General features: G+C 45.3%; 10 protein-coding genes, 1 tRNA gene and 1 riboswitch. Of the genes, 4 read left to right on the top strand and 7 right to left on the bottom strand.

The annotated features are described in order from the left end of the window. Positions 1-75 precede the first annotated feature (75 nt). The 4 genes from mgtE (at position 76) to ACX0G7_RS14070 (ending at position 8,338) form a co-directional block, all read left to right on the top strand. Positions 76-1,464 (top strand): magnesium transporter, encoded by a 1,389-nt coding sequence (gene mgtE, locus ACX0G7_RS14085; RefSeq protein ID WP_458924127.1) that lies wholly within the window; start codon positions 76-78, stop codon positions 1,462-1,464. A 161-nt stretch (positions 1,465-1,625) separates the two neighbouring features. After that, entirely contained in the window at positions 1,626-4,088 is a 2,463-nt protein-coding gene (locus ACX0G7_RS14080; RefSeq protein ID WP_458924126.1) for a S9 family peptidase, read from the top strand. Positions 4,089-4,261: 173 nt separating this feature from the next. Then, on the top strand, positions 4,262-6,097 hold the full coding sequence (gene glmS / locus ACX0G7_RS14075; protein ID WP_458924125.1) for a glutamine--fructose-6-phosphate transaminase (isomerizing): 1,836 nt from the start codon (positions 4,262-4,264) through the stop codon (positions 6,095-6,097). Positions 6,098-6,121: 24 nt separating this feature from the next. Then, positions 6,122-8,338 carry a DUF4954 family protein gene (locus ACX0G7_RS14070; RefSeq protein ID WP_458924124.1) on the top strand — a complete coding sequence of 739 codons (2,217 nt, stop codon included), beginning with the start codon at positions 6,122-6,124 and terminating at the stop codon, positions 8,336-8,338. A gap of 149 nt (positions 8,339-8,487) precedes the next feature. Here the strand turns inward: ACX0G7_RS14070 and ACX0G7_RS14065 are convergent, their stop codons facing one another. The 7 genes from ACX0G7_RS14065 to ACX0G7_RS14035 all read right to left on the bottom strand — a co-directional run bounded on the left by ACX0G7_RS14065 (position 8,488) and on the right by ACX0G7_RS14035 (position 15,275). After that, a complete protein-coding gene (locus ACX0G7_RS14065; RefSeq protein WP_458924123.1) occupies positions 8,488-10,620 on the bottom strand; it encodes a hypothetical protein in 2,133 nt (710 codons plus the stop codon). Positions 10,621-10,767: 147 nt separating this feature from the next. Beyond that, positions 10,768-10,965, bottom strand: coding sequence for a hypothetical protein (locus tag ACX0G7_RS14060; protein WP_458924122.1), 198 nt, complete (start codon positions 10,963-10,965; stop codon positions 10,768-10,770). A gap of 217 nt (positions 10,966-11,182) precedes the next feature. Continuing rightward, positions 11,183-12,496 carry a ribosome biogenesis GTPase Der gene (der, locus tag ACX0G7_RS14055; protein ID WP_458924121.1) on the bottom strand — a complete coding sequence of 438 codons (1,314 nt, stop codon included), beginning with the start codon at positions 12,494-12,496 and terminating at the stop codon, positions 11,183-11,185. Positions 12,497-12,624: 128 nt separating this feature from the next. Next, on the bottom strand, positions 12,625-13,494 hold the full coding sequence (era, locus tag ACX0G7_RS14050) for a GTPase Era (protein WP_458924120.1): 870 nt from the start codon (positions 13,492-13,494) through the stop codon (positions 12,625-12,627). A 135-nt stretch (positions 13,495-13,629) separates the two neighbouring features. Further along, a tRNA-Met gene (locus ACX0G7_RS14045) sits at positions 13,630-13,701 on the bottom strand. A 95-nt stretch (positions 13,702-13,796) separates the two neighbouring features. Beyond that, on the bottom strand, positions 13,797-14,507 hold the full coding sequence (locus ACX0G7_RS14040) for a head GIN domain-containing protein (protein ID WP_458924119.1): 711 nt from the start codon (positions 14,505-14,507) through the stop codon (positions 13,797-13,799). Positions 14,508-14,561: 54 nt separating this feature from the next. Then, on the bottom strand, positions 14,562-15,275 hold the full coding sequence (locus tag ACX0G7_RS14035; protein WP_458924118.1) for a head GIN domain-containing protein: 714 nt from the start codon (positions 15,273-15,275) through the stop codon (positions 14,562-14,564). Between the two features lie 187 nt (positions 15,276-15,462). Beyond that, positions 15,463-15,567: riboswitch (TPP riboswitch) on the top strand. Positions 15,568-15,585: the final 18 nt, after the last annotated feature.

The raw sequence follows: 15,585 nt of genomic DNA, 5'->3' as shown, positions 1-15,585 counted from the left end.
TTTATGCCTCCCGATCTTCATCTTCCCTGTTTTTCAGGAGCTTGAAAGGTAAATATAGAAATTGATAATTTAGGCATGGCATTGGAAACCGAAAAAGAATCACTGCTTGAAGAGTTCCTTGAAGTAATTCAGTATGATGACGTGCTTCGTATCGGTGAATTCCTGAATCAACAGAACATCAGTGATGTTGCTGAGCTGATCTATGAGTATCCTGAGTATGAGGGGAGTATCATCAGTAACATGAGCGTTCACCGCGCAGCAAGCGTCTTCAAGATCCTCGATATTAATACGCAGAAAACAATTATCCAGGAACTGCCTCCCTTCAAGACGGCTGAACTTTTAAATGAACTTCCTGCAGATGACCGGACCTCATTCCTGGAGGAGTTACCCTCTGAGGTAGTTAAGGAACTGATCAAACTCCTGGATCCGGAAGAGCGACGGGTAACACTTTCGTTGCTGGGGTACCCGGAAGGTAGCGTGGGCCGTCTGATGACGCCTGATTATATAGCGGTGCAGGTCGACTGGACGGTACAGGAAGTATTGGATTATATCCGCGAAGTAGGAAAAGAAAGGGAAACGATCGATGTTATATATGTAGTGAATGACAAGGGCGAATTTGTGGACGATATGAGGATACGTGAGATCATCCTGGCCAGCCCGGATAAAAAAGTCGGTGAGATCATTGACAACCGTTCCATCACCCTTAATGTAAACGATGACCAGGAAGTAGCGAACCAGACTTTCAAAATGAACAACCGTGTGGCACTGCCAGTGGTGGATGATAAAAATTTATTGTTGGGTATAGTTACCATTGATGATGTGTTGTGGGTGGCAAACGAGGAATTCAGCGAAGACATGCAGAAGATCGGTGGTACCGAAGCCCTGGATGAACCATATCTTGAAATGCCCATCATGAAGCTCTTCAAGAAAAGAGTTGTGTGGCTGATAGTCCTGTTTGTGGGCGAGATGCTTACTGCTACCGCCATGGGATATTTTGAAGATGAGATAGCAAAGGCAGTAGTGCTTGCACTGTTTGTACCACTGATCATTTCAAGCGGCGGCAATAGCGGATCACAGGCATCAACGCTGATCATCCAGGCAATGGCAGTAGGTGAAATTCATGTGACCGATTGGTGGAGGGTGATGCGAAGAGAAATTGTCAGCGGCCTTTTACTCGGATCCATTTTAGGACTGGTGGGCTTTTTAAGGGTGATTGTCTGGAACCAGATCTTCAACAGTTATGGGGAACATACAGTGATCATCGGCCTTACGGTAGGATTTTCCCTTATCGGTGTTGTGTTATGGGGCACTGTGTCAGGATCAATGCTCCCCATCATTTTGAAAAGGCTTGGTGCCGATCCCGCAACCTCATCCGCGCCGTTTGTTGCGACATTGGTCGATGTAACGGGGTTGATCATTTATTTTTCCATGGCCTATTTTTTCATGCAGGGAATTCTGCTTTAATCTATTCATTTGACTGATCTGTTCATCTATTTAATCTGTTCATTTGTTTAATCTGTCCATTTGTTTAATCTGTTCATTTTTTAAATCTGTTTATTCAATTATTTACTCAATACATCAAACCATTCGATTCCCATCAATTTCAAGTTATCAGCTTAAGAATTATGAGAAAAATTTGTACCAGCCTGCTGCTCATTTTTATTGTAGCCATTTCGCAAAGCCAGGAAACCCTTTCCACACTGACCATCGAAAAGATCATGCGCGATCCCGCCTGGTTAGGATCTTCACCTTCGAATCCTTATTGGAGTGCAGACGGAAAATACCTGTTCTTTAACTGGAATCCGGACAAAGCAACCGATGACTCCTTATATTATGTAACGCTGGATGACCGAAAACCCAGGAAAGCCGGTTATGAACTCATACAGAATAACATTTCACCGCAGGCTATAAAATACAACCTGAAGAAAAACGCGTATGTGTATGCGAAAAACGGGGACATACTGTATACAGATGTAAAATCAGGCAAAACCCGGATTATCACACAGACCGTTGAACCAGAGGCAAACCCACAATTTGGAAGCAACGACACGAGGATAATTTATACCCGCAATCAAAATCTTTTTGCATTCGACCTGGAAGAAGGTACAACTACACAGTTAACGAATTTCGTCAGGGCAGGCGGTGGTGCCGCAGGTACCGCCACGGCGGGAACCACCGGCGGTGGTGGAATCGGGGGAGGCCAGGGACTGCGTGGAGCTGCATCGAGGGGTTCAGCCGTAACGGCCAGCGGTGATCCACAGGAACAGGCGCTTCGGACCGAGCAATTACAGTTGTTCGAGGTGTTGAAACAAAGAAAAGAGAAAAAAGATAAAGCAGACGCCTGGACGAAATCACAGCCAAAACCAAAAACACTCCGGACCATCAGCCTGGACGACCGCAACCTGGTAGGGCTGAACATCAGCCCGGACGGTCGCTTCGTTACATACCGGTTGATGAAGGCACCTGTTGGCGAAAAAAATACTATCATTCCTTCCTTTGTGACTGAAACCGGCTTCACGACGGATATTCCCGGCCGTACGAAAGTCGGGGCACCTCTAGGCAGCCAGGAGTTTTTCGTTTACGATACCAGGAAAGACACCATTCTGCCGGTCAAAACAAATACAATTCCCGGCATCACGGATGCCCCTGATTATGCGAAGGATTACCCCCTCAAAGACACGACGAAACGCCGGTCTCCGCGGGGCGTCACCTTCAACGGTCCTTACTGGTCAGACAATGGTGCTTATGGCATCATGGACATCCGTTCGCAGGACAACAAAGACAGATGGCTGATGCTCCTCGAAGCCGCAACCGGAAAGCTGGTGCCACTTGATCGCCAGCGCGACGAAGCATGGATCGGTGGACCCGGTGTCGGCTTCTCGTTTGGTAATGCCGGCAACATCTGGATCAACGAAAACACTTTTTGGTTCCAGAGTGAATCAACCGGCTATTCGCACCTGTACAAAATGAACGTTGAGACAAAGCAGAAGACCGCGCTGACAAATGGCAGGTTTGAAGTTCAACGCACCATTCTTTCATCGGACCGCAAACATTTTTATCTCACAACCAATGCGGTTCATCCCGGTGAACAGCACCTTTACCGGCTTTCTGTAAACGGTGGTAACCCTGAGCAGATTACCGGTATGACAGGATCCAGCCAGGCGACGGTATCCCCTGATGAAAAAAACATTGCTTTCCTTTATTCTTACAGTAATAAACCCTGGGAACTTTATATTCAGCAAAACAAAGCAGGCGCTAAACCAGAGCAGGTCACCAGCCTCGGACAATCCGCTGAGTTCAGGTCGTATAAATGGCGCGAACCCGAAATAGTGACCTTCACAGCAACTGATGGGGCAACTGTTTACGCCCGCTTATACAAACCTTCTAAACCACATACATCTGCCCCTGCAGTAGTATTTGTACATGGTGCAGGTTATCTTCAGAACGTGCACAAATGGTGGAGCAGCTATTTCAGGGAATACATGTTCCATAATTTTTTAGCCGATAACGGTTATACGGTATTGGATATCGATTATAGGGGCAGTGCCGGATATGGCCGGGATGTAAGAACAGGAATCTACCGCCACATGGGCGGCAAGGATCTTGACGACCATGTGGATGGCGCAAAATTCCTTGTAGACAAACATGGTGTAAATCCTAAACACATCGGCATCTATGGTGGATCGTATGGTGGTTTCATCACCCTGATGGCTATGTTTACAAAACCCGGGGTATTTGAAGCCGGTGGCGCTTTAAGATCAGTGACCGATTGGGCGCATTACAACCATGGCTATACGTCCAATATCCTGAACGAACCGTTCACGGATAGCCTGGCTTATCGCCGCAGTTCGCCGATCTATTTTGCTGAAGGTCTGAAGGGCCACCTCCTGATGTGCCACGGAATGGTAGATGTGAATGTGCATTTCCAGGATATCGTCCGGCTGAGTCAAAGACTTATCGAGCTTAAAAAAGAGAACTGGGAACTCGCCGTTTACCCGGTCGAGGATCACGGTTTTGTTGAGCCAAGCAGTTGGACGGACGAGTATAAGCGGATCTATAAACTGTTTGAAACGAACTTAAAGAAATAGCAGGTGGTTGGGGATTTTGCAAAAGGCACTTGATAATCTGCACTTAGTTGTGTAATCTTGAGTCTCTTTAGCTTGTATAAGAAATATAATATATTTATCATTCCGATATCCTTGTCCGTTTCAACTTGGTTGAAATGTGTTTTTTGTTTTCATCTACCCCTAAATAAAATATCATGTGTGGAATAGTTGCATATATAGGTCATCGTGAAGCATACCCGGTAATTCTGAAAGGATTGAAAAGGCTTGAATACCGGGGTTATGACAGTGCTGGTGTGGCACTACTCAATAGCGGATTAAAGGTCCATAAGAAAAAGGGCAAGGTTGCGGAACTCGAAAACTCGCTGGTCGGCAAAGATGTGCATGCATCTATCGGCATTGGCCATACCAGGTGGGCGACCCATGGTGAACCCAGTGACCGTAACGCGCATCCGCATACATCTGCCAATGGCAAGCTGGCGATGATCCACAACGGGATCATTGAAAACTACGCGCAGTTAAAATCAGAACTCCAGAAAAAAGGATACAGCTTTTCGAGTGATACTGATACAGAGGTGTTGCTGAAATTTATCGAAGACATACATAAACACAACAACGGTTCACTGGAAGAGGCAATTCGCATTGCACTGAAAAGGGTTACCGGCGCGTACGTGATCGTTGTACTTGATGAAGACAACCCGGATACCCTGATAGCCGCACGTAAAGGAAGCCCTCTTGTTATAGGTGTTGGAAAAGGAGAACACTTTCTTGCTTCGGATGCATCTCCTATTATTGAGTATACCAAAGAAGTGGTTTATGTGAATGATTACGAACTTGCCATCATACGGCCAGACGAACTGATTCTGAAAAACCTGGGCAACGAAAAGATCACGCCTTTCATTCAGAAATTGGACATGGAACTGGCGGCTATTGAAAAAGGCGGCTACGAACATTTCATGCTCAAAGAAATTTTTGAACAACCCGATACCATCTTCGACTGCCTGAGGGGAAGACTTGATGAAGTCGGCGCAACAATCACGATGGCAGGCGTTCAGAACAACATAGAACAGTTGAAGAATGCAAGGCGTATAATTATCGTGGCTTGCGGAACCAGCTGGCACGCGGGTCTGCTGGCCGAATATATAATAGAAGAATTATGCCGGATCCCGGTTGAGGTTGAGTATGCTTCTGAGTTCAGGTACCGGAACCCTGTGGTTAACAAAGGGGATGTTATTATTGCCGTGTCGCAAAGCGGTGAAACTGCCGACACCCTTGTTGCGATAGAAAAAGCAAAAGAGCAGGGCGCAACGATTTTTGGAGTTGTGAATGTTGTAGGATCCTCGATAGCTCGGATCTCTCATGCCGGCGCCTATACACACGCAGGTCATGAGATAGGCGTTGCCAGTACCAAGGCCTTTACCGGCCAGGTGGCCGTTCTTACCATGATCGCTTTAAAGATCGCGTACGAAAAAGGGACGATTGATAATACCAGGTTCATGCATCTGCTTAACCAGCTACATGAGATCCCGGAAAAAATCAAGACTACCCTTCTACTTGACGATACCATAAAAAAGCTTGCGGAAAAATATAAAGATGCCAGGGATTTCCTTTACCTCGGCAGGGGATACAATTTCCCGATTGCCCTGGAAGGAGCACTTAAACTTAAAGAGATCTCTTATATACATGCTGAAGGTTACCCCGCTGCAGAAATGAAACATGGACCTATAGCATTGGTGGATGAAACACTGCCTGTTGTTTTTATTGCTACAAAAGATTCTTATCATGAAAAGATTGTAAGCAATATGCAGGAGATTAAAGCCAGGAAAGGGAAAGTGATTGCTGTAATTACGGAAGGTGATGATGTTGTGACCGGACTTGCCGATGATGTGATCATAGTGCCTGAAGCCGATGAACTTGTCGCCCCCATGCTTAGCGTGGTACCACTACAATTGCTTGCTTATTATATTGGAGTTGCAAAAGGACTTGACGTCGATAAGCCAAGGAACCTTGCCAAATCAGTGACAGTGGAATAACCGGTCTCAACCCAATTTCTGCTTATGAATGATATCAAAAGAAGCCCCGTTCAGACTCTGGGCTACAATTTTATATCCCCTGAATTTTTACCAAAGGGAAAGAAAGAATATTATCTGAGGAACCAGCAGAACCACAATGGTATCACTTATCGCCAGTTAACGGCGTTTGAGATTGAGATGCTTGTGAGAAACCGTAACACCTCAGATAACTGGAACTTTATTCTTGTTTCAGATGCATTCAATCCTGAGCTTGTTCAGAACTGCAAATTTTACGGGCTTGTGAGAATAGGCAAACTTGAACCTTATTATCTCGAGTTTCATAATCTCAAAAGGCCGGTGGGACTATACAATTCCACCATCATCAGTTGTGACTTCGGAGACAATGTTGTGGTTGACAATGTGAACTATCTGTCACATTATATCATTGGTAGTGATGTGATGATCGTTAACGTAAGCGAAATTGCAACTACCGACAAAGCGAAGTTTGGTAACGGGATCCTGAAAGATGGAGAAGACGAAAATATAAGGATCTGGTTACAGGTATGTAACGAAAACGGGGGAAGGCAGATCATTCCGTTTGATGGCATGTTGCCGGGGGATGCCTATCTCTGGACGCGGAACCGTGACAATGAACTTCTGCAACAAAAATTTAAGGAGTTCACTCAAAAAACAATGGATAGCCGCCGTGGTTATTATGGCACTATTGGCGACAGAACCGTTATAAAAAACTGCAGGATATTAAAGGATGTTAAGATCGGCACTGATGCCTATATCAAAGGCGCAAATAAAATAAAAAATGTAACCATCAACTCATCGGCTGACGCCAAATCCCAGATTGGTGAAGGTTGCGAATTAGTTAATGGGATTGTTGATTTTGGCTGCCGGATCTTCTATGGGGTAAAGGCCGTTCGCTTTTATATTGCTTCGCATTCACAGCTAAAATATGGAGCCCGGCTTATTAACTCTTACCTCGGGGATAATTCAACCATTTCATGCTGCGAGGTATTGAATTCACTAATATTTCCATCACACGAACAGCATCACAATAATTCTTTTTTATGTGCCGCGCTGGTGGAGGGACAAAGTAATATCGCCGCGGGTGCAACCGTAGGCTCTAATCACAATTCAAGAAGCCCGGATGGTGAAATACAGGCTGCACGTGGTTTCTGGCCGGGATTATGTGTTAGTTTGAAGCACAACTCGAAGTTTGCTTCTTATACTATCCTTGCCAAAGGTGATTACCCTGCTGAACTCAATATCACTATCCCGTTTTCTTTGGTCAGCAATGATGTTACCAACGACGTGCTGGTGGTAATGCCTGGTTACTGGTTCATGTACAATATGTATGCGCTCGCCCGCAACAGCTGGAAGTATGTGGACAGGGATAGCCGCATCAATAAAAAACAATTACTGGAATTTAATTTCCTTGCACCTGACACGATCAATGAGATCCTGCGGTCCCTGGTGTTGTTAGAAAGACTCACCGCTGAAGCCTATTTCAAAAAAATAAACGATAACAAAAAATACAGTCACGAAGAACTTATACGGATCGGAAAGGATCTGCTCAACAGTCATAATGAGATCCTGAATGACCTGGAGATCACGACCACTGAGTTTGAAAATACGGGGCGTCCTACCTTACTCGTCAAGGTACCATCAGCCTACCTGCTATTTAAAGAACTGGTTTCCTACTATGCGGTTCAGCAATTAAATGATTTCGTAGAAAAGGAAAAAATTACCTCTACTGCCAGCCTTCTCGAAAAGTTGCCTGCGAGGGCAAGTCTCACCAACTGGAAAAATATTGGAGGCCAGCTTATACAGGAAGCCGCAGTGGAAAAATTGTTACACCAGATAACAAGTAACCGGGTCAAAGGCTGGGATGATATCCATGCATTTTACCAGGCACATGCAGATGCCTATCAACATGACAAATTAGTTCATGCTATGGCCGCGGTAAAACAGGTAACCGGCACGAACCTGAAAAAAATAAGTGACAGTTGCCTGAAGCTAATGTTCCAGCAAAGTATCACGACCCGCGAGTGGATGGTAAAAGGTATTTATGACTCCAGGGCGAAGGATTATATGAATCCGTTCAGGCAAATGGTTTATGAAAGTAACGCCGAGATGGATGCTGTTGTTGGGAAGCTTGGGGACAATTCATTCATCAATAAGGAAATCGCAGAGTTGAAAAACTACAAAGCCATCATAACCAACAGGCTTAAAAAACTTCATCTCACATAACGTTTGCAGGAAACTTCATCGCACCTTATAGAAAAAATCACCAAAACCCAGTACCGCATACTACGAAGCCTTAATCACTAATCTCACTGCGTTTTGGTGACTTATTTACTGGCAAGCTCTAAACATCATATCACTTACCATACCACAGGTCATTTTTGCTTCATTACTTTTATGACAACCGTGTTACCATTATTATCCCGAAGGTGAACGAAAAGAGTCGTGCCGCTGGCCACCGGTAAATATAACGGCAGCAATGATTTTCCTTGTTTTACTTCTATCTTTCCCTTGTAGATTAAACGCCCGGAAATATCGACAATCACGAGGAAGTAGAGTTCATTTACAGGCACTTGAAAATCTATTTTCAATACGGATGTGGAAAGAAACGCCCTGGCATTTCGCGAATCCAGGGAATTTCTCCAAATCCCCCACCCGGACCCGACCCTGATTATTTTGCTTATGGACTGGCTACTGTCATGTTTAACCATAACCACCCGGTAAAAAAGCGGGATGTTTCGGGGTGACATGTGGGAATCATCTACCACATCTGTATATTGATTAACCCTAGAACCGTTTCTGGCCCGAACCACATCGCGGGTGATGAATGACGAGCCATTCGTGGATTTTTCGACTTTGTAATAGGCTACTGATTCACTGTCTGTGATCCATTCCAATCTTATCATTCGCCCGAAAAAAGCGACGCTGAAACTTTTCCATATAATTGGCAGCGCATTCTCAGTTGTTGTATTGCTCGCGAGTGTATAGAATATGGGCTGCGTGCCTGCCCATGTTTGCATATTACTACTTACGGAACCGTTAGAGCCGGCAGTTCCTGTTGTGGCCGAGTTTCCACCGTCCTGCCAGGACTGACCATCCAGCCAGGCCACGCGTAGGTCACTCAGATCTGTCACGCCTCCGCTGTTTACGTGATCAAATGAAAGCTCCACCCTGGCAGCCGCCCCAGGGCCGGCTCCGGAGATGCTCCAATGCTCAAGTCCTGAAATATGAGCTATGCCGGCTCCAAGGTCAGGGCTAAGCATCCTGGGATCGGAGCGCATATATTCAGCGACAAAATCCCCGGTAGCTTCATGGAGTTTAACCCATCTGCGGGTGGCGTTTTTCCCGACGGGGAATTGAAATGAGGCCTTGACCAGGCCTTTTTTGCTTATTTTGCCGTTCACAAAACAATTATCCGATGCCCCATCAATATCGAGCTGACAGGAGGATTGCAATATAACCAGGTGATCATTGGTACTAAGGATACCGTTTTTCAGTATCAGCTTGTATGGCAACGATAAGTCGTGTGTCAGCCTCGCTCCTGCCAGATTATTGATTTCCAATGAAACTTCGTTCGTTATATTTCCTGCAATACCCAGCTCTTGCAGCTGATTTCCCTTCAATATTATTTCAGGCTGTGATGTTCCGGATTCGGTGGTTATTGCGGCAGCAGACTGGTGAAAATTTCCGCCCAGTTCCATGATGAGCTTTCGTGCCGTGGAGGCAAGATTCAGTATCCCGCCATTATGAAGGAGGTCGCCTCCAATCAGCAATCTCCCTTCCAGGTTGAGGCTGAGGTTCACACCCGGCATGATCAGGCAATGGGATCGTATCGTAAGACCGTTAGTACCTGTGCCGGTATAATTTATCAGGCCAGTGGGTCCCGGGCTCAACCGGAGTTTTCCGAAAACCTGGCCGCTGAGCGAAATGGTGCTTGAGGCGACCGGGATGCTGAACTCAAATTCACCTTGCTCGGTCCCCGGTGCCCTTGACAGGGATCTGACGGTTTCGGCATGGCTCCTGGGAGTACGATGGACATACCTGCCCCCGTTGTTGATACGGATGGAATCCGTTACTTCTATAGTTGAACCAGAAGATGCGCCCGACTCATTGATGAATACGGCACCGGGATCCAGCACCAATCCATATACACTACCCGAACAACTTAATGCAGGACTTTCCAGGTTGGTTGAAGCAATAACGAGGGTAATAATATTTGATCCCGATGGGGTTATGCGAAGAGATCTGATTACAATAGCGCCCGCACCGGATCCAAGGTTGACGGTGTAAGCAGAATTGATTAAGCTGTTATCGAAAACCAGGTCGTCGGAAGGACCCGGCAGCGAGTTAGATGACCAGTTGAGGGGATTTTGCCACAACCCATCATTTGCCTCCCCGTCCCATCGCAATTCTGCGGACCACCCGGGGCACCAGGCAAGCATAAATATTAATGAGTGCAAAGCACTAACAAAAAACTTCACATAAACTCCCGATTTCCCTCGCCACATATTCGCCAGCATTTGAAGCAAGCTAGCATATTGATCCAACCACTCAAGGGGGCAAAGACCGCTTCAACACCGTAAAATTCTTCAATAAACGCCAAAAAAAACCCTCCCGGATAAAGGGAGGGTCTATATATCAGGAAATGATATTGCTTACTTTACTGCAGGGCTATCTGGCTTTACAGCTGAAGTATCAGCTCTCAGGGCTGAAGTATCAGGTGTAATCGTAGTAGTGTCTGGCGCAGCCTGAAGTGTAGAACTTGTATCAGTTGTTGTTTCGTCAGTGTTTGCGCTGTCGGTGCACGATGCCATAATTGATGTAATAGCGATAATTGCGAGAAATTTTTTCATCTGAATATTATTTTGATTAAAGTTTGCGCAAATCTAACAACAAATTTTTACTAAAAGCGTTCCAGAGGCTTTAATTCAAATATTTTGTTAAAAGAGATGCATTTAAATGATGTTTTTGGTCGCCCGATCACATATAATGATTTCGACCAATCTATTTTTTCAAAAACCGTGCCTGTAACTGCCGAATACTGTTTAATCCTTTAAACAAGCCTGCCTTTTATTTCTTCCGGAAAAATAACCGGATCGGGACACCGGTAAAATTGAAATTTTTTCTCAGCTGATTCTCGAGATAGTTTTTATACGACTCCTTTACATCATCGGGAAAATTGCAGAAAAATGCAAACGAAGGAACATTGGTGGGAAGCTGGGTTACATATTTGATCTTCACCGGGTTACCTCTCACTACCGGCGGATGATAGGCCTCAATGGCCTTTAGCATGACGTCGTTTAATTTTGAAGTCTGGACCTTGCGTTTCTTATTTTCATAGACTTCCAGGGCAAGTTCAATGGCTTTGTAAATACGGGTCTTGTCTTTCGCAGAGACAAACAAAATTGGCACATCCGTAAATGGCGCTATTCGTTTTTTAAGTTCCGCTTCATAATCGCGGGCCGTATTTGTCTCTTTTTCCATCAGATCCCACTTATTCACCAACACAACCACACCCTTACCTTTTTTGGCTGCCAGGCCGAAGATGTTGAGATCCTGGGCCGCAATACCCTTTTCGGCATCCAGTACCATCAGGCAGATATCCGCTTCGTCCATTGCCTTTACTGCACGGATCACCGAGTAAAATTCCAGGTCCTCATGCACTTTTGACTTACGCCGTATTCCCGCGGTATCAATCAGGATGAAGTCCTTCTGGAAAAGATTATAGTGTGTGTGGATCGTGTCCCGGGTAGTGCCTGCAATATCACTTACGATGGTCCGCTCCTGGCCAACGAGTGCATTCAGTAGTGAAGACTTGCCAACATTAGGCTGACCCATTATAGCAAACTTTGGTAAAGCATCCAGATCAAGCGTATCTGACGATTGTTCTTCTGTGATCAGGTCGGCCAGGGCATCGAGTAATTCACCCGTACCTGTTCCGCTCATCGAAGAAAGAAAATAGATATGCTCGAAACCCAGTGAATAAAACTCCGACGCTTCCATGAGGCGCTCGTGATTATCCACCTTGTTGACGACCAATAATACCGGTTTAGAGGATTTTCTGAGAATTTCTGCCATGGAGCTATCCATTTCGGTGATACCGGTAGAGGCATCAACCATAAACAGGATTGCATTCGCTTCTTCCACGGCAATGTGAACCTGCTTGCGGATCTCTCTCTCGAAAACATCTTCGCTCCGCGCCACAAATCCGCCGGTGTCAATGATATTGAAATTTTTTCCGTTCCAATCCGCAACTCCATACTGACGATCCCGGGTTACCCCGCTGAAATTGTCCACGATTGCTTTGCGCTGCTCCAGCAAACGGTTAAAAAAAGTACTTTTCCCAACGTTCGGCCTTCCGACCACTGCTACTGTAAAACCCATTCTGTAATTGTTATATGGTGAAATTCAGTTGTACTGGATTCACCGGTATTAAAATGTTGCCTGCGTTACTCTCCCACCATTCTATTGTCCGCCTAACACGGTCCTGTCTTTTGTCGCAGGCGTACTAATTATCGGTATCCATATTCTTTTAGCATGAAATCATTGTCCCGCCATTTCGGCTTTACTTTCACAAAAAGTTCGAGGAAAACCTTTTGCCCCAGGAACTGCTCAATATCTTTCCGCGCTTCGGTTCCCAGCTGCCTGATCATTTTTCCGCCTTCACCAAGTAGAATGCCTTTCTGGGTATCCCGTTGAACAATGATATCTGCCGAAATTTTGATCAGCGTCGATTTTTCCGTAAATTCTTTTACTGCCACTGTTGTATGGTAGGGAATCTCATCCTTGAACAGGTTGAAGATCTTCTCCCTAACCATTTCTCCTACAAAAAACTTTGTGGGAAGATCTGTCATCTCATCTCCTTCAAAAAACGGTTCTCCTACCGGCAGATACTTGAGCATTACCTTCACCAGTTCTGCCTGCTGAACACCGGCAAGCGCGGAAATGGCAATGATCTCTTTGCAGTATTTTTTTTCACTGAAGAACTTTCCCGTTTGTTCGATCTTCTCAGGTTTTGCTTTGTCGATCTTATTGAGCACCACAATCGCCGGTACCTTTAGTTTCAACGCCTCAAATATCGTATTCGCCTCTTCGGGATCTTCGTTCACATCTACGATCAGTAAAGCAAGGTCAGCGTCTTCGAGTGCATTTCTCACCGCATGCATCATCTTCTCATGCAGTTTGTATTTCGGTTCAATGATACCCGGGGTATCAGAAATAATAACCTGGTAGTCGTTGCCGGTAAGTATGCCTTTGATCCGGTGACGGGTTGTCTGGACCTTGGACGAGACAATGGCTAACTTCTCACCAATCATTGCATTGAGAAAAGTGCTTTTGCCTGCATTAGGCTTACCAAAAATGTTTACAAAACCTGACTTCAAAATCTGAATTATTGGTGTAAAGATAATTTAAAGGCCGGTGCCGATAAACTAAATCGATGAACGGGTTTCCACACGCGGAGAAGGCAAGAACGGGATGCTACAAATAAAAAAAGGCTCCTTAGAGCCTTGATTTTGTTGCGAAGGGAGGGATCGAACCTCCGACCTTCGGGTTATGAGCCCGACGAGCTACCGCTGCTCTACTTCGCGATGTGGGTTGCAAATGTATACCGTTTCATCATCGAAACCAAAAATGATTGCATCTTTTAAGATAAAATCCAATCATTTCTGGTTTCTTTAACTTGTTATCCTTTTTTGGAGATACTGCTCGAACCACTGGATTTAATATCCCTGATCACCCCCGTACCTTTATAATATACCCCGCTTGCACCGGAAGCACGCGCACTTAGTTCTTTGTTGACAGTAATCTTTATATCCGATGCACCACTGGCCTCAGCCGTACAAATATCGGTCTCCAGTTCATAGCCTTTAAGATCACTTGCGCCATTGGCATCAACTTTCAATGAAACCACTCTGCCGGTGATGTTGGCATCTGATGCACCATTAAGTTTCAGGTCGAGCGACTTGAAGTCCACGCTTCCCCTGAAATCACTCGCCCCGTTCATCTGAATACGCACATCTCCACCAGTCATTCTTCCCGCGATCACCACATCAGAAGCCCCGGAAGCTTCGAGGTTCACGAGATCCTTCACCGAAACATATGCTTTCAACTTACGGTTTCCCATTTTAAATCCGTCACCGGTATTTTCGTAATAGATCCTTAAAACACCGTCCTGCACAGACGTCTTTATATGATTGCGCCAGGCAACTTTGTCAGCGCTCACCGCAACGGCTTCTTCATCTCCCTGGGATAAATAAAGGTCAATGGCGTTTGATACTTTGATGGAATTGAACCCGGTTAATGGCCTGACCTCAACGTTTGGATCATTTATCTGTTGAGCCTGCGCGGACAAAACAAGCAGAGAAAGCGCTAATATGGACAGTATCTTTTTCATGATGATAAATTATTGCTGTTAGAAAGTTTTGAGAGGGTCGGATGGGCGGCGTTATCAGCTTTTTTTCTGAATACTTCCACCGCTGCCGGTTTTTATGTTCCTGATAACCCCGGTGCCTTTGTACGAGATTGAACCACCACTGCTGGCTTCTGCCGAGAGTTCTTTGTTTACAGTAAGATGTATAAGACCACCGCTGCTGATATCCGCTTCTGCACTATCCGCCGTCAGATTATAGCCATTGAACACGCTGCCACTGCTGCCTTCTACTTTCAACATACCGGCGACTCCGGAGATATCTGCAACTGATCCGCTGCTTTGATCAACAACGATGCGGTTGGATTTTACTTCACCCTTGAAAGATGCTCCGCTTGAAGCATCAATTCCAAGCTCGGGTGAACTCAGGCTACCATCGATTTTTACCGAAGCACCGGAAGTGATATGGATGTCATCAATCTTTATCGCCGAAACATAGGCTTTCAGTCTTTTGTTCCCATCATTTTTTTTCCAGACATTATTATCATAACTGATCTTCAAAACACCGTTTTCTACCACTGTCCTTATGTTTTTACGATGTTCTTCACTGACTGCACTAACCGCCAGCGCTTCCTCATTACCCTGTACCAGCATAAGCTCTATGCCGCTTGACACTTTGATAGCATGGAAGTCTTTTGCAGGTCTCACCTCAGCATTCGCGTCCTTGATAGATGTTTGTGCATGGGCCGAGATCGTCAAAAGAAATCCGAATAACAAAAAACTGATTGATTTCATATGTTTAAAATATTAGGTGGCAATTAATTTTAATGAACCTTCATAAAGTAGCGGCTACGGTCAAAATGTTTCAAAAAAGCCTGATTTTCGATATATATGTGTGTGACGGAAATCAGCACTTAAATGTTACAAGAGAAAAAAAAATTGTTGTTATCTTTGCCGCCGTTCCGCCTTTGGCGAACATTTCTCAGATTCCTCGGGGTGCTTTGCGGTTAAAACCGGCAAGGCTGAGATAATACCCGTAGAACCTGGTCAGGGTAATGCCTGCGCAGGGAAGGTAGCTTTTTAGTATTCACACCTACTTTTCTTT

The sequence above is a fragment of the Flavitalea antarctica genome (assembly GCF_054461535.1).
The sequence above is the reverse complement of the archived record's forward strand: the minus strand, read 5'-3'. Positions and strand labels throughout refer to the sequence as shown.